Source organism: Stenotrophomonas maltophilia (assembly GCF_001676385.1).
Lineage (GTDB): Bacteria > Pseudomonadota > Gammaproteobacteria > Xanthomonadales > Xanthomonadaceae > Stenotrophomonas > Stenotrophomonas maltophilia_J.
Genome location: NZ_LYVJ01000008.1, coordinates 36,764 through 59,532, shown reverse-complemented (window position 1 = coordinate 59,532; position 22,769 = coordinate 36,764). Strand labels below are relative to the sequence as shown.

17 protein-coding genes and 5 tRNA genes are annotated in these 22,769 nt (G+C 66.1%); 5 read left to right on the top strand and 17 right to left on the bottom strand.

Going from position 1 to position 22,769, the window contains the following annotated elements; genetic code table 11:
* Positions 1–233 precede the first annotated feature (233 nt).
* The 12 genes from rplL to A9K58_RS11480 all read right to left on the bottom strand — a co-directional run bounded on the left by rplL (position 234) and on the right by A9K58_RS11480 (position 6,921).
* Entirely contained in the window at positions 234–602 is a 369-nt protein-coding gene (gene rplL / locus A9K58_RS11535; protein ID WP_065199500.1) for a 50S ribosomal protein L7/L12, read from the bottom strand.
* Positions 603–665: 63 nt separating this feature from the next.
* Positions 666–1,196 (bottom strand): 50S ribosomal protein L10, encoded by a 531-nt coding sequence (gene rplJ, locus A9K58_RS11530; RefSeq protein ID WP_065199499.1) that lies wholly within the window; start codon positions 1,194–1,196, stop codon positions 666–668.
* 387 nt (positions 1,197–1,583) lie between these two features.
* The gene (rplA, locus tag A9K58_RS11525; RefSeq protein WP_005415407.1) at positions 1,584–2,282 is read right to left on the bottom strand and encodes a 50S ribosomal protein L1; all 699 of its coding nucleotides are present in this window, start codon (positions 2,280–2,282) and stop codon (positions 1,584–1,586) included.
* A gap of 4 nt (positions 2,283–2,286) precedes the next feature.
* The gene (gene rplK, locus A9K58_RS11520; RefSeq protein ID WP_004145248.1) at positions 2,287–2,715 is read right to left on the bottom strand and encodes a 50S ribosomal protein L11; all 429 of its coding nucleotides are present in this window, start codon (positions 2,713–2,715) and stop codon (positions 2,287–2,289) included.
* Positions 2,716–3,015: 300 nt separating this feature from the next.
* Positions 3,016–3,576, bottom strand: coding sequence for a transcription termination/antitermination protein NusG (gene nusG, locus A9K58_RS11515; RefSeq protein WP_004154362.1), 561 nt, complete (start codon positions 3,574–3,576; stop codon positions 3,016–3,018).
* 10 nt (positions 3,577–3,586) lie between these two features.
* Positions 3,587–4,000 (bottom strand): preprotein translocase subunit SecE, encoded by a 414-nt coding sequence (secE, locus tag A9K58_RS11510; RefSeq protein ID WP_065199498.1) that lies wholly within the window; start codon positions 3,998–4,000, stop codon positions 3,587–3,589.
* Between the two features lie 49 nt (positions 4,001–4,049).
* Positions 4,050–4,125, bottom strand: a tRNA-Trp gene (locus tag A9K58_RS11505).
* Positions 4,126–4,227: 102 nt separating this feature from the next.
* Complete coding sequence (tuf, locus tag A9K58_RS11500) at positions 4,228–5,418, bottom strand: elongation factor Tu (protein WP_065199497.1); 1,191 nt, start codon at positions 5,416–5,418, stop codon at positions 4,228–4,230.
* A 41-nt stretch (positions 5,419–5,459) separates the two neighbouring features.
* A tRNA-Thr gene (locus A9K58_RS11495) sits at positions 5,460–5,535 on the bottom strand.
* A 49-nt stretch (positions 5,536–5,584) separates the two neighbouring features.
* Positions 5,585–5,658: transfer RNA gene (locus A9K58_RS11490), tRNA-Gly, on the bottom strand.
* A 24-nt stretch (positions 5,659–5,682) separates the two neighbouring features.
* A tRNA-Tyr gene (locus A9K58_RS11485) sits at positions 5,683–5,768 on the bottom strand.
* A 136-nt stretch (positions 5,769–5,904) separates the two neighbouring features.
* Positions 5,905–6,921, bottom strand: a complete 1,017-nt coding sequence (locus A9K58_RS11480) for an isoaspartyl peptidase/L-asparaginase family protein (protein ID WP_065199496.1) — start codon at positions 6,919–6,921, stop codon at positions 5,905–5,907.
* Positions 6,922–7,085: 164 nt separating this feature from the next.
* On the opposite strand from A9K58_RS11480, the gene A9K58_RS11475 reads away from it, so the two are divergent.
* From A9K58_RS11475 to A9K58_RS11455, 5 genes are all read left to right on the top strand, one after another.
* Complete coding sequence (locus A9K58_RS11475; protein WP_065199495.1) at positions 7,086–9,857, top strand: response regulator; 2,772 nt, start codon at positions 7,086–7,088, stop codon at positions 9,855–9,857.
* The gene (locus tag A9K58_RS11470) at positions 9,854–11,038 is read left to right on the top strand and encodes an EAL domain-containing response regulator (protein WP_065199494.1); all 1,185 of its coding nucleotides are present in this window, start codon (positions 9,854–9,856) and stop codon (positions 11,036–11,038) included. Before A9K58_RS11475 ends, A9K58_RS11470 begins: the two co-directional genes overlap by 4 nt.
* Positions 11,039–11,150: 112 nt before the next feature.
* Positions 11,151–14,375 carry a hybrid sensor histidine kinase/response regulator gene (locus A9K58_RS11465; protein WP_065199493.1) on the top strand — a complete coding sequence of 1,075 codons (3,225 nt, stop codon included), beginning with the start codon at positions 11,151–11,153 and terminating at the stop codon, positions 14,373–14,375.
* Positions 14,372–15,013, top strand: coding sequence for a response regulator (locus A9K58_RS11460; protein ID WP_065199492.1), 642 nt, complete (start codon positions 14,372–14,374; stop codon positions 15,011–15,013). The genes A9K58_RS11465 and A9K58_RS11460 overlap by 4 nt, the downstream gene beginning before the upstream one ends.
* Before the next feature lie 263 nt (positions 15,014–15,276).
* Positions 15,277–18,525: an autotransporter family protein gene (locus tag A9K58_RS11455; RefSeq protein ID WP_065199491.1), complete on the top strand. Its 3,249-nt coding sequence runs from the start codon at positions 15,277–15,279 to the stop codon at positions 18,523–18,525.
* 504 nt (positions 18,526–19,029) lie between these two features.
* On the opposite strand, the gene ychF is transcribed toward A9K58_RS11455, so the two are convergent.
* The 5 genes from ychF to A9K58_RS11430 all read right to left on the bottom strand — a co-directional run bounded on the left by ychF (position 19,030) and on the right by A9K58_RS11430 (position 22,768).
* Entirely contained in the window at positions 19,030–20,121 is a 1,092-nt protein-coding gene (ychF, locus tag A9K58_RS11450) for a redox-regulated ATPase YchF (RefSeq protein ID WP_065199490.1), read from the bottom strand.
* Positions 20,122–20,238: 117 nt separating this feature from the next.
* Positions 20,239–20,817, bottom strand: a complete 579-nt coding sequence (gene pth, locus A9K58_RS11445) for an aminoacyl-tRNA hydrolase (RefSeq protein ID WP_065199489.1) — start codon at positions 20,815–20,817, stop codon at positions 20,239–20,241.
* A gap of 48 nt (positions 20,818–20,865) precedes the next feature.
* Complete coding sequence (locus A9K58_RS11440; protein WP_065199488.1) at positions 20,866–21,483, bottom strand: 50S ribosomal protein L25/general stress protein Ctc; 618 nt, start codon at positions 21,481–21,483, stop codon at positions 20,866–20,868.
* A 109-nt stretch (positions 21,484–21,592) separates the two neighbouring features.
* Positions 21,593–22,552: a ribose-phosphate diphosphokinase gene (locus A9K58_RS11435; RefSeq protein ID WP_065199634.1), complete on the bottom strand. Its 960-nt coding sequence runs from the start codon at positions 22,550–22,552 to the stop codon at positions 21,593–21,595.
* A gap of 139 nt (positions 22,553–22,691) precedes the next feature.
* A tRNA-Gln gene (locus A9K58_RS11430) sits at positions 22,692–22,768 on the bottom strand.
* Between the last annotated feature and the right edge of the window lies 1 nt (position 22,769).

Here is a 22,769-nt window from a genome sequence, read left to right as displayed (position 1 = left end):
CGCCTTCTCCCGCTACTTCCAACTGCCAACTCGTCTGCATCCACTCCCCCGCCGCCGCGCGATGCGCCTTGCCTGCCGGGGTCTGACCGCAGCCCGTGTTGGGCTTTCTTTACCGCGTGTGCATCCACGCACACCGTGGATCCACATTACCGCTACAACGACCAAAGGCCGGGGGCTTACGCCCCCAGCCTTGGCTGCATCGCCGCGAATCGATGACGATGCAAGGGAAGTGCTTACTTGACTTCGACAGTCGCGCCAGCAGCTTCCAGGTCCTTCTTCATCTTCTCGGCGTCTTCCTTCGAAGCGCCTTCCTTCAGGACGCCACCGGCTTCGGCCAGGTCCTTCGCTTCCTTCAGGCCCAGGCCGGTGATGGCGCGGACGGCCTTGATGACTTCGACCTTCTTGTCGCCGGCGGTCTTCAGGGTGACGGTGAACTCGGTCTGCTCTTCAACAGCAGCGGCCGGGCCAGCGGCAGCAGCCACGGCAACCGGAGCGGCGGCGGAGACGCCGAACTTCTCTTCGATGGCCTTGACCAGCTCCATCACTTCCATCAGGGACTTCTCGGCGATGGCGTCGACGATCTGTTCGTTGGTAAGGGACATGATAAATACCTTTGGATGATTTTCTGGGTTGGGGTTCCGTCAGGAACCACGGTAAGTCGTAACTCAGGCGGTCTCGGCGGCCGGTTCGGCAGCGGCGGTTTCGCCACCACCCTGCTTCTCGCCAACGGCCTTGACGGCGCGGGCGAACATCGTGACCGGCTCGGTCAGGACGCGGGCCAGCATGGCCAGGGCCTGATCGCGGGTCGGCAACGAGGCCAGCACTTCGACGTGGCTTGCCGGGAACACTTCGCCACCGATGGCGACGACCTTAGCCTTCAGCTTGTCGTTGCCCTTGGCGGCTTCCTTGATCAGGCGACCGGCAGCGCCGGGCTCCTCGAGCGAGAACGCATACAGCAGCGGACCAACCATCTGGTCCTGGGCAACTGCGAACTCGGTGCCTTCAACGGCGCGCGAAGCCAGGGTGTTCTTGACAACCTTCAAGAAAACACCGGTTTCACGAGCCTGCTTGCGCATCGCGGTCATCTGGGCGACCGTGGTGCCAGCGTATTCGGCTGCGATCAAGGAGTGGGCCTTGGCGGCGACGTCTGCCAGCTCGGCGACTACTTCTTGCTTCTGGGACAGATTGAGAGCCATTGCACTCCTCCTATTGAACTCCGCTTACGGCTCCTGCCGTGTGCGGTCCTGTGCGGCATCCGTCCTGGACGCCGGGAACACCGGGATGATGTTCCGGGGGGTGGGCCGTTCTAGACCTGGAGTGGGCCAACCTGGGAAACCCAGACGTGCGTGAACCAGAAAAACTCCAGAAGGGCACCATCTACGCAGGGTGATTCCGGGGAATCGATTAAGCGTTCATGACTGCTCCGGCGGCGACTCCCTGCCAGATCGAGCTTCCGTGCCCGTCGCCGGTATTGCCACGACCGCGCCTGCGGTCTTTGACGGCTACCGCGGGCGATGCACTGCCAGCGACGCCTTCAAATGTCACGGTCACGGCACCCGGGGCGCCGTGACCGCTTCAAACAATTACTTCAGGGTCAGCGACGACTGGTCGACGGTGACGCCCGGGCCCATCGTCGAGCTGACCGAGACCTTCTGCAGGTAGGTGCCCTTCGAGGTGGCCGGCTTGGCCTTGATCAGGTCCAGCAGCAGCGCGGTCAGGTTCGACTTCAGCGCGTCTTCGGCGAAGTCGGCCTTGCCGATGGTGCAGTGGATGATGCCGGCCTTGTCGGTGCGGTAACGGACCTGGCCCGACTTGGCGTTCTTCACGGCTTCGCCCGGGTTCGGGGAAACGGTGCCGACCTTCGGGTTCGGCATCAGGCCGCGCGGACCCAGCACGGTGCCCAGCTTGCCGACGACGCGCATGGCGTCCGGGGTCGCGATGACGACGTCGTAGTTCAGGTCACCGGCCTGCATCTTCTCGGCCAGGTCGTCCATGCCAACGGCGTCGGCGCCAGCGGCCAGGGCTTCGTCAGCCTTGGCACCCGCCGGAGCGAACACGGCGACGCGGACCGACTTGCCGGTACCGGCCGGCAGCACGGTGGAGCCACGGACCTGCTGGTCGGACTTCTTCGCATCAACGCCCAGGCGCACGGCAACGTCGATCGACTCGACGAACTTGGCCTTGGTGGCGGTCTTCAGGATGTTGATCGCGTCCTCGAAGGCGTACGCCTTGCCCGGAACGACGGCGGCCTTGATGGCCTTCTCACGCTTGGTCTGTGCCATCTTATTAACCCTCCACCACGAGGCCCATGGAACGGGCAGAGCCAGCGATGGTACGCACGGCGGCGTCCAGGTCGGCGGCAGTCAGATCCGGTTCCTTCGCCTTGGCGATCTCTTCCAGCTGCTTACGGGTGACCTTGCCGACCTTCTCGGTGTTCGGGCGCTTGGAGCCCGACGAGATGCCAGCGGCCTTCTTCAGCAGGGTGGTGGCCGGGGTGCTCTTGGTGATGAAGGTGAACGTACGGTCCGAGTAGGCCGTGATGATCACCGGAACCGGCAGGCCCGGCTCGAGCTTCTGCGTGGCAGCGTTGAACGCCTTGCAGAATTCCATGATGTTCAGGCCACGCTGACCCAGCGCAGGACCGACCGGCGGCGAGGGGTTGGCCTGACCGGCCTTCACCTGCAGCTTGATGTAACCGACAACTTTCTTTGCCATGTGAATGCTCTCCGGGTGCTAGCGCCTTTCGACAACAGGCTCCCCATCGGACCGGGAATCACGCGTCCCGGCATCGCGTTTTGAAATCATGCTGAAGGCCACCTCGCGGCGGCCTCATCCTGCTGGCTTCCCAGCGGGGAGCCGCGCACTATAACAGGTTTTTTCTTCACATGCCTGAAGAGGCATATAAACGAAGGAAACCGGGCCAAGCCCGGTTTCCTTTGTAGAGCCCAGCCATGCTCGACTGAACCGCCATCCTGAGCCTGGAGTCGGGCGTGTGGCTCGACTCTACAGGACAGATCAGACGGCCTTTTCGACCTGGCCGAACTCGAGTTCGACCGGCGTGGCACGACCGAAGATCAGCACCGAGACGCGCAGGCGGCTCTTCTCGTAGTTGACCTCTTCGACGACACCGTTGAAATCGTTGAACGGGCCGTCGGTGACGCGGACCATCTGGCCCGGCTCGAACAGCACCTTCGGACGCGGCTTTTCGACACCTTCCTGAACGCGGTTCAGGATAGCTTCGGCCTCGGAATCGGCGATCGGCAGGGGACGATCGGCGGTGCCGCCGATGAAGCCCATCACACGCGGAGTTTCCTTGACCAGGTGCCAGCTTTCGTTGTCGATGCGCGGAATACCGGCTTCCTCGTGGGTCTCGATCTGGACCAGCACGTAACCGGGGAAGAACTTGCGCTCCGAGCGGCGCTTCTGACCCGCGCGCATCTCGACCACTTCTTCGGTCGGGACCAGGACGTCGCCAAAGCGCTCTTCCATGCCGTCACGGACGATGCGATCACGCAGGGCCTGCGCCACCGACTTCTCGAAGCCCGAATAGGCGTGAACGACGTACCAACGCTTCATGCAATTCTCCTTAGCGGCTCAGGAACCACTGAGTCAGTTTCTGGATCAGGAAGTCGAAGCCACCCAGCAGCAGGCTGAGGATGAGCACCACGACGATCACGACCCACGTCATGCGGATGGCTTCCTGGCGCGTCGGCCAGACCACCTTGCGCAGTTCGAAACGCGACTCGGAGAGGAATTCGCGGGTGTCGCGCCCCTTGCCGGTCAGCATGAACACGCCGACACCGCCAACCAGACCGACCACGACCGCCAACGCACGCAACTGACCCGCCCACGCGCCCAGCTGGGCAGCGCGACCGGAGTCGGCGGAGAACCAGAACCAGACGAACAGACCGGCCAGCACCAGCAACGATGCGGCGACATACTTGACGATATCCCCGCCGCTGGCGGAGGTGTCCTTGGAGTGTTCGATCTTGCTATTCATCCGGCTGTGTCTGCTTTAGCGGCCCAGGCCGCTGGATAAGGTGGGCAGATGGCACGCCAGGAGGGACTCGAACCCCCAACCTGCGGTTTTGGAGACCGCTGCTCTGCCAATTGAGCTACTGGCGTACGTTTGAAACTTGCCTTCCCTTAGACGGCGAAGGCGGACCGAGGTTCCCGGCCCGCCATTCGCGTAACCGGCAGCGCTAAGCAACCGCCGGCACTGCAGGCTTACTTGATGATCTTCGAGACCACGCCGGCGCCGACGGTACGGCCACCTTCGCGGATGGCGAAGCGCAGGCCTTCGTCCATCGCCACCGGGTTGATCAGGGTGACGGTCATCTTGACGTTGTCACCCGGCATCACCATTTCGACGCCTTCCGGCAGCTTGGCAGCGCCGGTGATGTCGGTGGTGCGGAAGTAGAACTGCGGGCGGTAGCCGTTGAAGAACGGGGTGTGGCGGCCGCCTTCGTCCTTCGACAGCACGTACACTTCGCCTTCGAACTCGGTGTGCGGGGTGATGGTGCCCGGCTTGGCCAGAACCTGGCCGCGCTCGACGTCATCACGCTTGGTGCCGCGCAGCAGCAGACCGGCGTTGTCACCTGCCTGGCCCTGGTCCAGCAGCTTGCGGAACATTTCCACGCCGGTGACGGTGGTCTTCTGGGTCGGACGGATACCGACGATTTCGATTTCGTCACCGACCTTGATCACGCCACGCTCGATACGACCGGTCACCACGGTGCCGCGGCCCGAGATCGAGAACACGTCTTCCACCGGCATCAGGAACGGCTTGTCGATCGCACGCTCCGGCTCCGGAATCCAGCTGTCCAGCGCGTCGACCAGCTTCAGGATGGCCGGCACGCCGATCTCGCTCTGGTCGCCTTCCAGCGCCAGGCGGGCCGAACCGGCAATGATCGGGGTGTCGTCGCCCGGGAACTCGTACTTGCTCAGCAGCTCGCGCACTTCCATCTCGACCAGCTCGAGCAGCTCGGCGTCGTCGACCATGTCGGCCTTGTTCAGGAACACCACGATGTACGGCACGCCGACCTGGCGCGACAGCAGGATGTGCTCGCGGGTCTGCGGCATCGGGCCGTCAGCGGCCGAGCACACCAGGATCGCGCCGTCCATCTGGGCGGCACCGGTGATCATGTTCTTGACGTAGTCAGCGTGGCCCGGGCAGTCAACGTGGGCGTAGTGACGGATCGGGGATTCGTATTCGACGTGCGCGGTCGAGATCGTGATACCACGAGCCTTTTCTTCCGGCGCGGCGTCGATCGAGGAGTAGTCCTTGAACTCGCCACCGAAGCGCTCGGCACCGATCTTGGTCAGTGCGGCGGTCAGCGTGGTCTTGCCGTGGTCGACGTGACCGATGGTGCCGACGTTGACGTGCGGCTTGGTGCGCTCGAACTTACCCTTGGCCATGGCTGCTTATCTCGAATTCGTCTGAGAGGTGATGCTGAAGATGGTGCTCACGAAAGGAATCGAACCTTCGACCTCTTCCTTACCAAGGAAGTGCTCTACCGACTGAGCTACGTGAGCCGAGTTTTGCATTATGACATGAACTCTGTAGTATTCAAAGTTCATCCAATGGAGCGGGAGACGGGAATCGAACCCGCACCATCAGCTTGGAAGGCTGAGGTTCTACCATTGAACTACTCCCGCGCCGGGGATGTCACAACGTGAAACTGGTGGAGGGAGGTGGATTCGAACCACCGAAGGCGTAAGCCAGCAGATTTACAGTCTGCCCCCGTTGGCCGCTTGGGTATCCCTCCTTGCCACCCCATCCCGGCCCGCCGAAGCGTTGCGGTGTGTGGTGGTGAGCCCGCAATTCTGGAGATGAAGCAGGGGCCTGTCAACGCTTTTTTTCACTTTTTTTCACATGCGTCGCAAACCCACTGATACGCAAGGCTATTGACCAGGAGGCTGCAACGCCTCGCTGGCGAAAATTGCGACATGGGGGACACCGTCGGCACCGATCCAGCCCCGATACATGCCCTGGGTGCTGAACGGCGTGGCCATCCGCCCGTCGGCGGCGAGCACGATCGCCCCGCCGTCGCCCCCCATCTGCGGAATCGCCTCGTTGATGACGCCCCTGCCGGCCTGTTCCGGGCTCTGCCCCTGGTAGCGCATGCGTGCGCAGATCTCGTGCGCCGCCGCAGTACGGATGTAGTACTCGCCCCAGCCCGTCCCTGAGACCGCGCAGCCAGCGTCGGCCCAGGTACCGGCGCCGATGATCGGCGAGTCGCCCACGCGGCCATAGCGCTTGTTGGTCATGCCGCCGGTGGAGGTTCCGGCGGCCAGATGCCCCTGTGCATCGAGCGCGACCGCGCCCACGGTACCGAAGTGCTTGGCCGTCTCCGGCTCGGCATGCGCCTGGCCGCTGGCCTCTTCCTTCAGTGCGCGCTGCAGTTGCTGCCAGCGCTTGTCGGTGCGGAAGTAGGACGGATCGACCAGGGACATGCCCTGCTCCACCGCGAAGGCCTCGGCGCCCTGCCCGACCATCATCACGTGCCTGGACTTCTGCATCACCGCCTGCGCCAGCAGGACCGGGTTACGCACCCGCTGCACGCCGGCGACCGCACCGGCGGCCTGGGTGGCGCCATCCATTACCGCTGCATCCAGTTCATTGCGGCCTTCGTGGGTGAAGACCGCGCCCTTGCCGGCGTTGAAGGCCGGGGCGTCCTCCAGCACGGTGATCGCCGCGGTGACCGCAGCCAGCGCCGGCCGGCCGGCCGCCAGTTCGGCATGCCCCTTCAGCAGGGCCGCGCGCAACGCTTCGCGCGCGACCTTCTCTTCTGCCGGCGACAGGTCCTTGCGCTCGACGCCGGCACCGCCGTGGATGACCAGCAGCGGCGAGCGGGCCGGCGCGCCTTGGGCAAGCAGTGGCAGGAACAGCAGCGCGGACAGCGCCAGTTGCAGTTTCATCGGAGAGCACTCCAGCGAGGATGTGCCGGAGAGGGTAACGCCTGGCCACGCCCGGCGTGCGGGCCGGGAGCGGAAGTGGGGACAGGGCCCGGTGCGACGCGATGGCAGCGGACTTTAGGAAACGGCTGATTCCGCCACTTCTGCCCGCTTCCTAGCATCGGTATATGTTCCGTACTCCTCGCTCTTCGCTGTCGCAGGCCGCACCGCCCATCACCGCCTCGGTGCTGCTGCGCGTCCTGACCGTGTGCGTGTTCATCTGCCTGGCCGCAGCTGCGGGCTTCTACCTGCTCGCAGCGCTCACCGAGGACATCTCGCACCACCGACGGGAAATGAATGCCGCCGCATACAGGGCACAGGTCTACTTCGACCAGCGCGAGGCGCTGCTGCGGTACCTGGGTGATTCAGTGGTGCAAGGCGCCGCAGCAGCAATAGATAGTGACGGCGTGCGCCGGATCCCGCTGGAGCGTCCGCGCACGGCGGATGGCCTCCCGGGCCAGCAATTGCTGCTCTCGGCACGTGCCGAACGCACGCTGCGGGCACTGCAGACACAGCTGGCGCTGGTTGATGCGGACGGCACTCGTTGGCTGGCCGGTGACAAGAGCAATGCCCGCCCTGCCGATCTGCCGTCGCTGCGCGCCCTGCAGGCCCGCGGCCTCCCTGGTGGCGCAGATCCGGTGTACTGGATGCGACCGGGCGACACGGGCGTGGCATTGGCCCGGCCGTTGCACGCCGGTCCTCATCCGACGCAATGGCTGGTGCTGCTGCTGGATGGCGCTGCGGCAACGAGTGTGATCGACGGCCAAGGCATCGGGGGCTATGCGCTGCTCGACCGTGCGGGACAACCGGCCCTGTCGAGCCAGGCGCCCCGGCTCGACAGGGCGGGCTGGACGACTCTGCTGCAGCGCCAGGACGACAGCTTCGGCACACTCTGGAGTGGCTGGCTACCGCGGGGTGTCGCACTGGTGAAGAGTGTCGGCAACGATGGTTGGCGACTGGTCTACCATCTGCCGCCGCCACTGCTGTTGGGTGACCTGGCCGTGCCGCTGCTGGTCTGCCTGTTGTTGCTGCTGCTGGCCGGCGGGGTCCTTGGCCTGCTGCAGCATCGCGTCGACCGCCAGCTGATCCAACCCGCACTGCAGCAGCACAGTCGCCTGCTGGAAAACCTGGACTTCAGTTCAACCGTGATCGACATGGCGCCGGTCGGGATCTGCGTGCTGCGCCGCAGCGACCGACAGCTGCTGCTCTCCAACCAGCTGCTGCGCGACTGGCTGGGCGACGATGGCGAGGATGGCGACTGGCATGCCCCCTGGCGCGGGCATGCCGGCGAGCGGGGCCGTGGGCTGGAGTTCACCACCCGCGAGGGCCGGCAGCTGCAGGTGCTGCATGCCGCTTGCCGCTACCAGAGCGATGATGTGCTCCTGTGCGTCTTCCACGACATCTCGCGGCACCGCCAGGCGCAGGCAGCACTGTCATCGGCACGCCAGGCCGCAGACGCTGCCAACCAGGCCAAGAGCGCGTTCCTGGCCACCATGAGCCATGAGATACGCACGCCGCTTTACGGCGTGCTGGGAACCCTGGAGCTGCTTGGCCGTACCTCGCTGGACGCCCGGCAATCGCAATACCTGCGCACCATCGAGAGCTCCTCGTCGGTACTGCTTCAGCTGATCAGCGACGTGCTGGATGTCTCCAAGATCGAATCGGGCCAGCTCAGCCTGGAACCGAGTTCATTCTCACCACGCGAGCTGACCGAGAGCGTGCTGCGCGGCTTCGCGGCATCTGCAACATGCAAGGGGCTGCAGATACTGGTGTGCACCGATCCCGCCCTGCCCACCCGCGTCCTCGGTGACGCGGACCGGATCCGCCAGGTACTCGGCAACCTGCTCAGCAACGCGATCAAGTTCACCGAGCACGGCCGCGTGGTGCTGCGCGTGCGCCAGGTGCAGCGCGAAGGTGAGTCGAGCGTACTGGCCTGGCAAGTGACCGACACGGGCGTGGGTATTCCCGCCGAGGAACAAGCGCGGCTGTTCGAGCCGTTCCGCCAGGTCCGCAGCGCGGCCAGCGCGCAGGGCACCGGGCTCGGCCTTTCCATCAGCGATCGCCTGGTGCGCCTGATGAGCGGGGAACTGCAGGTCGTGAGCGAGCCCGGGCTGGGCAGCAGCTTCAGCGTCCGCCTGCCGTTGCCGGTACTCGCCTCGGCGGAGGATGGCCCGTCACTGCTGCCTGAACCGCCGATCCTGGTACGTGGCCGTGATCGCGATCTGGTTGACAGCGCATGCGGGTGGCTGCGGCGCTGGGGCGCCAACGCGCAGCCGCTGCGCGGCGACCCAGCCCTGCTCGACCATGATGGCGCCATCCTGATGGACGGCGAGGCCACAGCCCCGCTGGCGTGGACCGGCCCGCGGGTGGTGGCCTCGATCGATGGTGGCGACCAGCCCACGGTGGCCGCCGACGGCAGCCTCGTGGTGACGCTGCATTGCATGAGCGCGATCGGAAATGCACTGGCCAGCCTGCAGCAACGGCGCGCGGCGCTGCCAGAATCCACGCGCGACGCGCCGCCGATGCCGCTCGGCCTGCGCGTGCTGGCCGTCGAAGACAACCCGATCAACCGGGTGATCCTGGCCGAACAGCTGCGCACCCTCGGCTGCGAGGTGGAACTGGCACAGGATGGTGTCGAGGCGTTGCAGCTGTGCCGCGAACTGGTCTTCGACCTGGTCGTGACTGATATCAACATGCCACGCATGGACGGTCACGCACTGGCGCGGCAGCTGCGCGATGACAGCAACCCGGTGCCAGTGATCGGCGCCACCGCCAATGCCACCGCCGAGGAACGCGAGCGCTGCCTGGCCAGTGGCATGCAGGGCTACCTGAGCAAACCCATCGATATCGCCCGCCTGCGCAAGGCGCTGATCGCCCTGCGCCAAGGAGACCCCGCATGACCCAGCGTGTCCTGATCCTGGAAGACCAGCCCTTCCAGCGCGGCTTCCTTGCCAACCTGTTCGGCAGCCGCGACGGTGTGCAGGTCGATGCCTGCGAGGATGTGGACGCAGCGATCGCGCTGTGTGCCTGCCAGCCCTACGACCTGGTGGTCAGCGACCTGTTGATGCCAGGACAGGACGGCATCCAGTTCATCCAGGCACTGGCTGCCCAACCGCGGCCGCCACGGCTTGCACTGGCCAGTGCGGCCTCCCGGCGGATGATGACCGCGGCCCGCCTGATGGCCGAATCCCTGGGGCTGGAGGTGATCGGCCTGCTGCCCAAGCCGGTCGCCGCGGCCGATGTCCAGGCCTTGTTCGAAGCACTGGCACAGACGCGGCCGCCCACGCCCGCAACTCCTGTCGGCACCGCGCCCGCCGAGCCCGATGCCCAGCAACTGCGGCAGGCCATGGCCGATGGCAGCTTGACTGCCTGGTTCCAGCCCAAGCAGTCACTGCAATCCGGCCGGGTGGTGGCGGCTGAAGCGCTGGTACGCTGGCGTCATCCAACGCTGGGGACACTGGCAGCGGGCACTTTCCTGCCTGCGATGTGCCGCCATGGCCTGGAAGGCGATCTGCTGCGGATGATGCTCAAGGCCAGCGTCAAGGCCCAGGCCCGATGGCGCAAGCAGGGATTCCGGATACCGGTCTCCATCAACCTGCCGCCGCATCTGCTGGAGCAGTCCGACCTGCCCGACGAGCTGCTGGCGCTGACCCTGGCCCTCGGAGGCAACCCCGGCGAACTGTGCTTCGAGCTGATGGAGAACAGCACTACGCGGCACGTCAGTGATTTCTATGCCGGCGCCTGTCGCCTGCGCATGAAGGGCTTCGGGCTGGCACAGGATGATTTCGGGCAGGGCCTGAGTTCGGTCCACAACCTGGTCAATACGCCTTTCACCGAGGTCAAGATCGACCGCGCACTGGTCAGTGGCTGCGCCCGTGATCCGGCCCTGCACCTGACACTGTCGACGATCATCGCGCTGGCCAACCAGCTCGGCCTGACCATCGTGGCCGAGGGCGTGGAAAGCGATGCTGACCTGGCCGCACTGCGCCAGCTGGGGTGTAGCCAGGTGCAGGGTTTCCTCATCTCGCAGGCGTTGCCCTCGGACGAGTTCACCCGCCTGCTGGGCGACGCGCTGCCCTGAAGCTTCACGGATTCATCAAGTAGCATTGACGATCCTCCCTGCCGTGACAGCGGGCATCGCGTGCTGCCACGGACGGTGCCTTCCTTGGCCGCCCACTGCTCCGAGACCCGCCATGCCGGCCGAATCCTCTTCAGTCCGCCGACTCGCCCGCCGCTCCCTGCGGGTCCATGCCCTGTTGATCGGCGTGGTGGTGCTGGCCACTCTCCAGGCCGGGCTGCTGCTGTCCACTGGCACGCAGCTGTTGAACGAAGAGCGCACCAAGATCGAATACCACTTCCGCCGATTGGACGGCACGCTGCGCGAACAGGAGCGCTTCCTGCGCCAGTGGCGGTTGCATGACGTCGGCACCCGCGGGCAGCCACTGCCGGATGCCAGCGTGGAGCCGCAGCGCGGTCCTTTGTTCGCCAACTTCGCCGTGGTGGGCGGCGACGGCGCTGGTTCATCGCCTCCGAGCGAACTGGGCGATCGATTCCTGCGCTTCTACGGCACGTTCTGGTCGGCCTCGCGCTATCCACCTCCGCAATGCCTGTTGGTCGATGGCCAGGGCGCGCGGGGACTGCTGGCCCCGGTACAGGGGTCCGGCACGGATGCGGGCCAGAGCAGCCCGCACCACTTGCGCCCAGCGATCACGGCAATCCATCAGGCGCTGCGCACGCAGGCGGTCCTGCAGCGCGGTGGCATCGCCTGGACTGCCGTGCCCTGGCGCGACCGGCAGACCCGCCTGCTGGCCATCGCGCATGCCCCGCAGGATGCGCGCCTGTGGGGCGAGCGCAGCGACGGCTCATTGGCAGCACTGGCCTGCCTGCTCGACCCGGCACGGGTCGACGACTACCGGCAGGTTCTCGGGGTTCCTGTATTCCAGCGGCTGTCGCTGTTCGATGCCGATGGGCGGCATCTGCTCGGCAATGCCGCAGACGCCACCGATGCCGGTACCTCCTGGCGGGCCGGTAAGGGAGGCCTGAAGTTCTACATGCGCAACGATCACTGGCTGGCGGTCTACCACGTCAGCTGGCGGCAGGTCCTGCAGCATCCGCGGGGTCCGCTGCTGGGTGCGGCGGTGGCGGCGTTGTTGCTGGCGATGGGTGGCACACTGGTGCTGCGCGCTTACCGCCGCTCGGTCATCGAGCCACTGCGCAACAACCATGCGCGCCTGCTGGAAAGCGAAGCGTTCAGCCGCACCGTCCTGGACAACGCACCGATCGGGCTGTGCCTGCTGCGGCGCGCCGATGGCACTGTGCTGCTGGACAACGCATTGGCCCGCAGCTGGCTGGGCGAAGATCATCATGACGGCGGCTGGCACGGTCAGTGGCGGCGCAGCGTGCTGGCTGCCGGAGGCACCACACTGGGCGATGGCCTGGGCTACACAACTCCCGACGGGCGCCATCTTCTGGTGAAGGCGGCGCCGGCGCGCTATCGCGGCGAACCGGCCGTACTGTGCCTGTTCATCGACCTCAGCAGCCAGCATGAAGCCGAACAGGTCCTGCAGCAGGCCCGCCGTGCCGCCGACCAGGCCAACCGCGCCAAGAGCCAGTTCCTGGCTACCATAAGTCATGAAATCCGGACACCGCTGTACGGCGTGCTGGGCACGCTCGAACTGCTGGGGTTGACCTCGTTGGATGCGCGGCAGCAGGACTACCTCGCCACGATCCAGCGATCGTCCTCGACGTTGATGCAGCTGATCAGTGACATCCTTGACGTGAGCAAGGCCGAGGCCGGCCAGTTGAACCTGGAGCCCAGCCCGTTCGATCCGGCGCGGCTGACCGAGGACGCACTGGACTCCTACTCCGCTGCAGCCGCGAACCGGGGACTGCAGTTCTATGCCTGCATTGATGCCGACATACCGGCCTCCGTGTACGGCGATGCTGCGCGGATCCGCCAGATACTCAACAACCTGATCAGCAACGCGCTGAAGTTCACCGACAGCGGACGCGTGGTGGTGCGTGTCTCGGCGCGCTGGCAGGACGAACTGACGTGGCTGCAATGGCAGGTCACGGACACCGGCATCGGTATTGCCAGCGAGCACCAGGCGCATCTGTTCGAACCGTTCTACCAGGCCAACCCGGGCACCGATGCCATGCGTGGCACCGGCCTGGGCCTGTCCATCTGCGCGCATCTGGTGGCGTTGATGGGAGGGCACCTGCGCGTGGTCAGCGAAAGCGGCCTGGGCAGCAGCTTCAGTATCGAGCTGCCCCTTCCACCCGCTCCACCGGATCCGTTGCAATCACCCGCGCCGCAGCTGCCGGCGGGGCTCCGCGTGCAGGTCCGCGGCAGCGTGCGGGAACTGGTGCAATCACTGTGCGAGCGCCTGCAGCAACGCGATGCGGTCGCCAGCGTGTACCAGGAGGACATGGCCGCGGGCCTGCCGACGACGGCGGTGCTGCTCGACCTGGTTCTGGACGCCGCGGCACCGGCCTGGATTGGCGGCCCGCACGTGGTCGCCTGCCGCGAAGGTGGCGCAAGCCCGCAGCTGATCGATGGCAGCTGGCAGGTGGGCCTGCATCGCTTCAACGCCATCGTGGCCGCGCTGGCCGTTGCCGGCGGCCAGCCCTTGGCAGGCAGCACCCAGGGCCGTTTGCCGGCAGCACGCCGCTTCGGCCTGCAGGTACTGGTGGCCGAGGACAATCCGATCAACCAGGCAATCCTGCGCGACCAGCTGGAGCAGCTTGGCTGCCGCGCGGTGGTCGCCAGCGATGGCAACGAAGCGCTGGGCTACTGGCAGCAAGGCAGGTTCGGGCTGGTGCTGACCGATCTGAACATGCCAGGCCTGGATGGCTATGGGCTGGCTCGCGCGCTGCGTGCACGCGGCGCCACCGTGCCGATTCACGGCGCAACCGCCAATGCCGACCCTTCCGAACGACAGCGTTGCCAGGACGCCGGCATGCAGGGCGTGCTGGTCAAGCCGATCACACTGGAAGCGCTGCAGCGCCTGCTGCTTCAGACTGCCGGTGATGATGCGCCATCTTCCGCGCCCCTGGCGGGACCTGCGGCCACCGCTAGGCACGAAGGTGATCCGCCGCTGCGCGTCCCAGCAAAGATGAGATCGCTGTTCGTGCAGACCATGCAGGCCGACCTGGACAGCCTGCGCCAGGCGATCGATGGAGCCGATCCGGGGCGCGTGGCGCAGGCGTTGCACCGCATCCGCGGCGCGCTGGTCATTGTCGGCGCGCCCGCGCTGGCGGACAGTGGCCTGCAGATCGAACAGCACCTTGCCGGCGGCGACAGCCTGTCCGGCCAGGCCGGCCCACTGGCCGCCTTCCAGCAGCGCCTGCTGCAGTTGCTGCATCCGCTGCTCGGCGCCCCCCCCACTTCCCTTCATGACGCCCCGGACCTGCCATGACCACACAGATCCTCATCGCCGACGACCATCCGATCGTGCTTGCCGGCATCCGCGACGTCCTGGCCGGGGAGCTGGACCTGGAGGTCGTGGGTGAAGCCGCCGATCCGGCTACGCTGATCGAACTGATGACCCGGACCCGACCACAGGCGGTGATCACCGACTACAGCATGCCCGGTGGCGACCACTTCGGCGACGGCATCAAGCTGATCTCATTCCTGCGCCGCAGCTTCCCGGAGACTCGCCTGCTGGTACTGACGATGGTCTCCAACCCATCGCTGGTGGCTGCGATGTATGCCGCCGGAGCGGGGGGCGTCGTGCTCAAGAGCCATGGACTGGGCAGCCTGGTACAGGCCCTGCGCGTGGTACTGGCCGATCGCGTCTACCGGCCCCCGGGCCTGCTGCCGGTCGCGGCGAGCGAACCGGCCGATGCCGATGCGGTTCGTGCGCGCCTGTCGCCGCGCGAGCTGGAAGTGATCCGGCTGTTCACCGGCGGCATGAGCGTGGGCGACATCGCACGCCAGCTGCAGCGCAGCGCCAAGACGGTCAGCACGCAGAAGATCAGTGCGATGCGCAAGCTCGGCGTGGACAGTGACCAGGCGCTGATCGAGTACTGCCTGCAGGCCTCGTTGTTCGCGTGACACCTGCTGGCCGCTGGATCCGCCGGTGCATCGCGCAGGCCCTGCGCCTGCTTTAGGAATCGCCTGATTCCATAGGACAGCGACGATTTCTAGGCTGGACGCATCCCGTCAAGGTGGCGCCTGCCAGCCATTGCTGCGCCGCCAAGGGGGACGGAAGCACGATGGCGCCTGTCGCGGCCATCGCCAGCGCTTCCGCAGCGACGCGGCCCTGCCGCGCCAGTTCGCGCAGCCGTGCTGCGCCCTGCCACAGGAAGTCCAACAGCATGTACGCCTCCCCCACTCGGCGCCGCCGTGCGTCCGGGCGCGCGCGTCTCGCGCCTGCCCCCCTCCTTCCCAGCCTGCTGGCCACCGCCCTGTGGGCGGCACTGCCGGTCCACGCCGCCGACCTGACCGGGCCCCTGCAGGTCAGCGCTGGCAGCAGCCTGCAGCTCGGTGCCGACGATGTCCTCACCCATGGCGCAGGCAGCTTCGCGCTGAATGTCACGGACACTGGCAGCAACGCACTGATCAACGGCAGCCACATCAACGTGACCGGCAATGGCAGTGCCGTATCTGCCGCCAACGGCGGCCAGGTGCGGCTGCGCGGCGCCACCCTGTCGATCGCCCCGGCTACCGGTGCAGGCTTCTACGCGCTGTACGCCAATGGAGCCGGCAGTGTGATCGATGCGCGCGATGTCGACATCGATGCCACGCGCAATGGCAGCGGATTCGGCAGCGTGCAGGCCTACAACGGTGGCGTGATCCGTTACACCGGGGGCCGCCTTTCAGTGACAGGTACCGGTGCGGTGCTGGCCGGTGCGTCCGGCAAGGGCAGTGAACTGCATCTGGCCGATCTGCAGATGACCGCCGACGGTGGTGCCCGCCTGCGCGCCGACAGCGCAGGCCTGCTGACGATCCGCAACAGCCGCATCACCCTCGCTCCCGGTGGCATTCTTGCAGGCGTGGCGGTCAATGGCGTGGGCAGTCGTGCCGAGTTGTACGATACCTACCTGCAGAACGGTTGGTTCGATATCGACAGCGGTGGCAGCGTGCTGCTGGAGAACGTGGAAGCCCATTCGGTGGGCGGCAGCATGCGCCTGCTCGGCAGCAGCATCAGCAAGACCTATTCCAGTGCAGTGATCAACGGCGGCAGCTTCTCCACCGTCGGCGGCTATGGCGTGAACATCAACAGCTGGGGCCAGCTGACCGCGCGCGACGCCGCATTCGATGTTCGTGATGGCTACTCCGGATTCTGGCTGGCCAGCAATGAGTCGCGCCTGCAGCTGACCGACAGCACCATCGACACCTGGACCGACACCTATGGCCATGGCGTGGAGATCGCTGGCGGCGTCGCCAGCGTGCAGGGTGGCCAGATCACCACGCATGGCGATGCGACCTACGGCGTACGCGTGACCGGGTCCACCGGCAGCACCGCCAGCCGCATCGAAGCCAGCGGCAGTGTGATCGAGGTGCGCGGCAGCGGCGGCGGCGGTGTATTCATCGGTGGTTCCACTTCCACCGCGCTGCTCGACAACGTGGCAATCCGCAGCGACGGCGAGAACGTATTCGGCATCGTGCACATGAACACCGCGCGGCTGACCCAGGCCGACCGCCTGGACATCCGCATGACCGGCAGCAACAGCGGTGGCTACCGCTCCTACCTGACTGCGTTCGGCCCGTACTGGAACCGTGCCACCTTCAATGACAGCCACATCGAGACCGCCAGCGGCGCCGCGTTCTGGCTGCAGGGCAGCAATCATGCATTGACCCTCAATGGCAGCGAGGTGACCGCGGGCGACGGCAGCGGCCGCCTGCTTCGGGTCAGCGACACGGTGTTCACCGACGGCAGCAGCGTGGCGACCAGCCGCATCGACTTCAGCGCCGACGCCAGCACGCTGCGCGGTGACGTGGTGGTCGACAGCGCGACCGCTGAGGTGCACATGGTGCTGCGCAACGGCACCACCTTCAGCGGTGCGCTGCGCAACGACTCCGGCTACCAGGTGGCACAACTGGCGCTGGATGACAGCAGCCAGTGGAACGTGCGTGCCAGTTCCAGCGTCGGCGCGCTTGAACACGCCGGCACCATCGCCTTTGATGCCCCGGCGGCGGACGGCTTCAAGACCGTCACTGTCAGCGGCGACTACGTGGGCAATGGTGGCCGGTGGATCTTCAACCGCGCACTGGGTGACGACGCCTCGCTCGGCGATCAGCTGGTCATCAACGGCAACAGCAGCGGCGCGGCCAGCGTGAGTGTGCGCAATGCTGGCGGCGCCGGCGCTCCGACCCAGGAGGGCATCCGCCTGATCACCGTGGCTGGCCAGTCGGACGCACAGTTCAGCCTGCAGGGGCGCGCGGTCGCCGGTGCCTACGACTACTTCCTGTTCAAGGGCGGCGTGTCGAGCCCGGATGATGGCAACTGGTACCTGCGCTCGGAATACGTGCCGCCGGTCGATCCGCCACAGCCGCCGGATCCTCCGATCGACCCGCCGCAGCCGCCGGATCCCCCGGTCGACCCGCCACGGCCGCCGGAGCCGCCGGTCGATCCGCCGTTGCCGCCGGAGCCGCCGATCGATCCGCCGCGCCCGCAGGTGGAACGCCCGGAACCGGCGGCCTACCTGGGCAACCGCAGCGCCGCGCTGGGCATGTTCCGTCACAGCCTGCACGACCGTGCCGGTGATCCCGCCGCCGAGGCCGGTGCCCGCAGCGACGCCGTGGCCTGGATGCACCTTCGCAGCGCGCAACCCGACAGCCATGACCGCAACCGCCAGGTACAGGTCGACGGCCAGATCAGCAGCGTGCTGGTCGGCGCAGGACGCCGCTTCGAGGTGGGTGGCACGGGCGAACTGCAGGCCGGTGCGATGCTCGGCCATGGCCGCGCGCGCAATGACAGCCGCTCGCAGCTGACCGGCTACACCGCGCGTGGCGTGGTCACCGGCACCAGCGTGGGCGCCTATGCCACCTGGCTGCAGGATGCGCGCATGGAAGGCGGCGCCTATGTGGATGGCTGGCTGCAGTACGGCCGCTTCCGCAACAGCGTACAGGGCGACGGCCTGCAGAAGGAGCGCTATGACGCCCGCAACTGGAGTGCGTCGGCCGAGGCGGGCTACGTGCTGCCGCTGCGGCGTACCGCGCAGCGCGGCATCTACCTGCAACCGCAACTGCAGGTGGTGCACAGCCGTTACGACAGCGACCGGCTGATCGAGGCCAACGGCACGGTGGTCGAAGACCGTGGTCGCGGCGAGACCAGCACCCGCCTCGGCCTGCGCCTGTACAGCCGCGGGTTGACCCCGGCGCAGGGCCAGGTGCACCCGTACGTGGCGGTGAACTGGTGGTCCGGCGGCAACGGCGCGGGCATGGCGATGGACGGCGAGCGGCTGCAGCGGCAGCTGCCGCGCGACATCTACGAGGCCAAGGCCGGTGTGCAGGTGAATCTGTCCGGCGGTTGGCGCGGCTGGGGAGAACTGAGCCGGCAGAGCGGCGGCATGGGCTTCCGCGATGTCGGCGCCCAGCTGGGTGTCTCGTACAACTGGTGATGCGGGAAGTGCCCGGCAAGGGAGTGCCGGGCGCTTTTTCCACATGCCGCGTGGAAAGCCGTGGGAACTTTGTGTGGACAAGTGACCGCGAGCATTGCGGCGCAGGCGTTTCAGATGCTGGTCAATTTTTATCCATGCCCGCCCGCGGTTTTCCACACCCGTCGTGGAGAGTGGCTGGGATTTGATGTGGACAAGTGGCTGGGAGCGTTGCCGCGCAGGCGTTCTGAAACGTGGTGAAAATTTATCCACGCTGCACGGTTGGGCCCTGTAGGGCCGAGCCCATGCACAGCTGACACCCATTGCGGCCGAGCATGGGCTCGGCCTTACAGGGGAGCGTGTGGTTTTCCACATCCGGCGTGGAAAGCGATGGGAGTTTGCTGTGGACAAGTGCCGGCGAACATCACCCTGCAAGCGTTTCGCAGCGTGGTGTTTTTTTGTCCATCCCCATAAACGCGAGCGCCCCGCACAGGGCGGGGCGTCCGGGATCGATCCGATGCCGCCGGATCAGACGTTGAAGCGGAAGTGCAGGATGTCGCCTTCCTGCACGCGGTATTCCTTGCCCTCCAGGCGCAGGCGACCGGCTTCCTTGGCGCCGGCTTCGCCCTTGTACTTGATGAAGTCGTCATACGCGATGGTTTCGGCGCGGATGAAGCCCTTCTCGAAGTCGGTGTGGATGACCGCGGCGGCCTGCGGGGCGGTCGCCCCCTTGCGCACGGTCCACGCGCGGACTTCCTTCACGCCGGCGGTGAAGTAGGTCTGCAGGCCGAGCAGGCTGTAGGCCGCGTTGATCACGCGGTTCAGGCCCGGCTCGCTCAGGCCCAGGTCGGCCAGGAAGGTGTCCCGGTCTTCGTCATCGAGCTGCGACAGCTCTTCTTCGATCGCAGCCGACACCGGCACCACCTGCGCGCCTTCGGCGGCGGCATGCGCGCGCACGGCTTCCAGGTGCGGATTGTTTTCGAAACCGTCTTCCAGCACGTTGGCGATGTACATCACCGGCTTCAGGGTCAGCAGGAACAGGTCACGGACCAGTGCCTTCTCTTCATCATCCAGGCCCACCGAGCGACCAGCCTTGCCGTCTGCCAGGGCGGCCTGCAGCTTGGCCAGCACCGGCTTGCGCGCCGCTGCATCCTTGTCGCCGCCCTTGGCCGCGCGCTCGGCACGGTTCAGTGCCTTCTCGACGCTGTCCAGGTCGGCCAGCGCCAGCTCGGTGTCGATGGTTTCGATGTCCGAGATCGGATCGACCTTGCCAGCGACATGCACGATGTCGCCATGCTCGAAGCAGCGCACCACATGGGTGATCGCATCGACTTCGCGGATATGCGCCAGGAACTTGTTGCCCAGGCCTTCACCGCTGGCGGCACCGGCAACGAGGCCAGCGATGTCGACGAACTCGACTGCGGTCGGGATGACCTTCTGCGGATTGATGATGGCCGCCAGCTCGTTCAGGCGCGGATCCGGTACCGGCACGATGCCGACGTTCGGCTCGATGGTGCAGAACGGGAAGTTCGCCGCGGCGATGCCCGCCTTGGTCAGCGCATTGAACAGGGTCGACTTGCCGACGTTGGGCAGGCCGACGATGCCGCATTTGATACCCATGTTTGACAGCTCTCTGGGGTGAAAGTGATTGGCGAAACAGCGCGCGCGCCGCTTGGCCAATCCATCTCGGTGTCGATCATTGCGTGCCAACCAGGGTTGGCACCTACCCAAAGCGGGTTACTTCGGGGTGTGCAGCCGCTTCATCGCTTCGCTGAAATCGCCCTTGACCGCCAGCGGCATCACGTCGATCGCATCATCGATGGCGCGTGCGATCAGCACGTCGTCTTCCTTGGAGGGACGTCCGAGTACCCACCCCACCACGCGGTCCTTGTGGCCGGGATGGCCGATGCCCACGCGCAGGCGATGGAACCTGCCATGGCCCAGCAGGCGCATGGTGTCGCGCAGGCCGTTCTGGCCACCATGGCCACCGTCGAACTTCAGCCGCGCCACGCCGGGCGCCAGGTCCAGTTCGTCGTGGGCCAGCAGGGTTTCTTCCGGCTCGATCTTCCAGAACCGCTGCGCCGCCGTGATCGACTTGCCGCTGAGGTTCATGAACGTAGCGGGCTTGAGCAGCCACACCGCCTGCCCGGCGATCTCGACCTTGGCGATCTCACCGAACAGCTTGCTGTCCACATTCCATCGCGCACCGGCTTTTTCAGCCAAGGCCTCAACGAAATGAAACCCGGCATTGTGCCGGGTCCGGGCGTGTTCCGATCCGGGGTTGCCCAGACCGACGATCAGTCGCAGTCCTGCCATGGTTCCTTCCAATACGGTGCCTGCCCGGAGGCAGGCACCGTAGCGGTATTACTCGGCGGCAGCCGCTTCTTCGTCGGCCGCGTCGGCCTTGCCGGCCTTGGCGGTGACGATGGCGTCGTCGTGGTCCTTGCCCAGCGCCAGCGCCGGGATGGTCACGCCCTTCGGCAGCTTGATGTTGGACAGGTACACCACGTCACCGGCCTTCAGCTCGCCCAGGTCGACTTCGATCGACTCCGGCAGGTCCTTCGGCAGGCAGCTGATGGTCACTTCCTTCAGTTCGTGGGTCACGACGACGTCGGCGGCCTTGCCGGCCGGCGAGGTGTCTTCGTTGACGAAGTGCAGCGGGACCGAAGCGGTCAGGGCTTCGTTCTCGTTCACGCGCTGGAAGTCCAGGTGCATGATCAGCTGCTTGTACGGATGGCGCTGGATGTCACGCAGCAGGACCTTCTGCACCTTGCCGTCCAGGTTCAGGTCCAGGATCGACGAGTAGAACCACTCGTTCTGCTGGGCCAGCCAGATCTCGTTGTGGTTCAGGCTGATGGCGACCGGCTCGGCGTTGCCGCCGTACACGATGGCCGGGATCACACCGGCGTGACGCAGGCGGCGGCTCGCACCCTTACGCTGCAGTTCACGCTTGGTGACCTTGATTTCATGGGTCTTCGACATTTTCGACTACTCAGGTTGTTGCCTTGCCGGATGGCTTGGCGGTTGAGGATGCTTCCGCGACCAGAAGCACCCGGGGCATGTCCCCGCCGTCGCCGGCAGGGACGAAAACTCAATCGACGTACAGCGAGCTGACCGACTCGCCGAAGGCGATGCGGCGCATCGTTTCGGCCAGCATTTCCGCCACGCTCAGCTGGCGGATCTTGCTGCACACCCGCGCCGCGTCCTTCAGCGGGATGGTGTCGGTCACCACCAGCTCGTCGAGCTGGGAATTGGTGATGTTGTCCACCGCCGGGCCCGACAGCACCGCGTGGGTGCAGTAGGCCGCAACCTTGAGCGCGCCACGCGCCTTCAGGGCAGCGGCAGCGGCGCACAGGGTACCGGCGGTGTCGACGATGTCATCGACCATGACGCAGGTCTTGCCTTCGACGTCACCGATGATGTTCATCACGGTGGAGACATTGGCACGCGGGCGGCGCTTGTCGATGATCGCCAGGTCGGCGTCATCCAGGCGCTTGGCCACTGCGCGGGCGCGGACCACGCCACCCACGTCCGGCGACACCACGATCAGGTCCTCGGTACCGTAGGCGCGCCAGATGTCGGCCAACAGCAGCGGGGAGGCGTACACGTTGTCGACCGGAATATCGAAGAAGCCCTGGATCTGGTCGGCGTGCAGGTCGACGGTCAACACGCGATCAGCGCCAGCGGTGCTGAACATCTTCGCCGCCAGCTTGGCGGTGATCGGCACGCGCGAGGAACGCATGCGGCGATCCTGGCGCGAGTAGCCGAAGTACGGCACCACGGCAGTCACGCTGTTTACCGATGCGCGCTTGAGCGCGTCGATCAGCACCAGCAGTTCCATCAGGTTTTCCGCGCTCGGCGCACAGGTCGGCTGGATCACGAAGACGTCCTGCTTGCGGACGTTCTCTTCGATCTCCACCTGCACCTCGCCATCGGAGAAGTGCGAGACCAGCGCCTTGCCCGGGCGGACCCCCAGTTCCTTGCAGATGTTCTGCGCCAGACGTTTGTTGGCGTTGCCGGAAAAGACCAGCAGGTTCGGGGACTGTTGCATCATGATTGTCTCGGGCGGGGACGAGTGGCGGGGATCCGGGGTCGGCAAGGACCCGATGGACCCTTGCAGCTGACAACACCGCGGCTGTTTCCACGTCCCGCGCGGGCGATGCGCTGGAAGGCGCGGACACAGCCGCTATTGGCAGGGGCGGTAGGATTCGAACCTACGAATGCCAGGATCAAAACCTGGTGCCTTGGGCCTCTTGGCGACGCCCCTG

What these genes read in the sequence shown, in the direction of transcription:
- A9K58_RS11465 (WP_065199493.1), top strand. Translation starts at nt 11,151, where the DNA reads ATGCCGGCCGAATCCTCTTCAGTCCGCCGACTCGCCCGCCGCTCCCTG.
- rplA (WP_005415407.1), bottom strand. Translation starts at nt 2,282, where the DNA reads ATGGCACAGACCAAGCGTGAGAAGGCCATCAAGGCCGCCGTCGTTCCG.
- rplJ (WP_065199499.1), bottom strand. Translation starts at nt 1,196, where the DNA reads ATGGCTCTCAATCTGTCCCAGAAGCAAGAAGTAGTCGCCGAGCTGGCA.
- A9K58_RS11435 (WP_065199634.1), bottom strand. Translation starts at nt 22,552, where the DNA reads ATGCAACAGTCCCCGAACCTGCTGGTCTTTTCCGGCAACGCCAACAAA.
- A9K58_RS11475 (WP_065199495.1), top strand. Translation starts at nt 7,086, where the DNA reads ATGTTCCGTACTCCTCGCTCTTCGCTGTCGCAGGCCGCACCGCCCATC.
- ychF (WP_065199490.1), bottom strand. Translation starts at nt 20,121, where the DNA reads ATGGGTATCAAATGCGGCATCGTCGGCCTGCCCAACGTCGGCAAGTCG.
- secE (WP_065199498.1), bottom strand. Translation starts at nt 4,000, where the DNA reads ATGAATAGCAAGATCGAACACTCCAAGGACACCTCCGCCAGCGGCGGG.
- A9K58_RS11455 (WP_065199491.1), top strand. Translation starts at nt 15,277, where the DNA reads ATGTACGCCTCCCCCACTCGGCGCCGCCGTGCGTCCGGGCGCGCGCGT.
- A9K58_RS11460 (WP_065199492.1), top strand. Translation starts at nt 14,372, where the DNA reads ATGACCACACAGATCCTCATCGCCGACGACCATCCGATCGTGCTTGCC.
- rplL (WP_065199500.1), bottom strand. Translation starts at nt 602, where the DNA reads ATGTCCCTTACCAACGAACAGATCGTCGACGCCATCGCCGAGAAGTCC.
- tuf (WP_065199497.1), bottom strand. Translation starts at nt 5,418, where the DNA reads ATGGCCAAGGGTAAGTTCGAGCGCACCAAGCCGCACGTCAACGTCGGC.
- A9K58_RS11480 (WP_065199496.1), bottom strand. Translation starts at nt 6,921, where the DNA reads ATGAAACTGCAACTGGCGCTGTCCGCGCTGCTGTTCCTGCCACTGCTT.
- rplK (WP_004145248.1), bottom strand. Translation starts at nt 2,715, where the DNA reads ATGGCAAAGAAAGTTGTCGGTTACATCAAGCTGCAGGTGAAGGCCGGT.
- A9K58_RS11440 (WP_065199488.1), bottom strand. Translation starts at nt 21,483, where the DNA reads ATGTCGAAGACCCATGAAATCAAGGTCACCAAGCGTGAACTGCAGCGT.
- pth (WP_065199489.1), bottom strand. Translation starts at nt 20,817, where the DNA reads ATGGCAGGACTGCGACTGATCGTCGGTCTGGGCAACCCCGGATCGGAA.
- nusG (WP_004154362.1), bottom strand. Translation starts at nt 3,576, where the DNA reads ATGAAGCGTTGGTACGTCGTTCACGCCTATTCGGGCTTCGAGAAGTCG.
- A9K58_RS11470 (WP_065199494.1), top strand. Translation starts at nt 9,854, where the DNA reads ATGACCCAGCGTGTCCTGATCCTGGAAGACCAGCCCTTCCAGCGCGGC.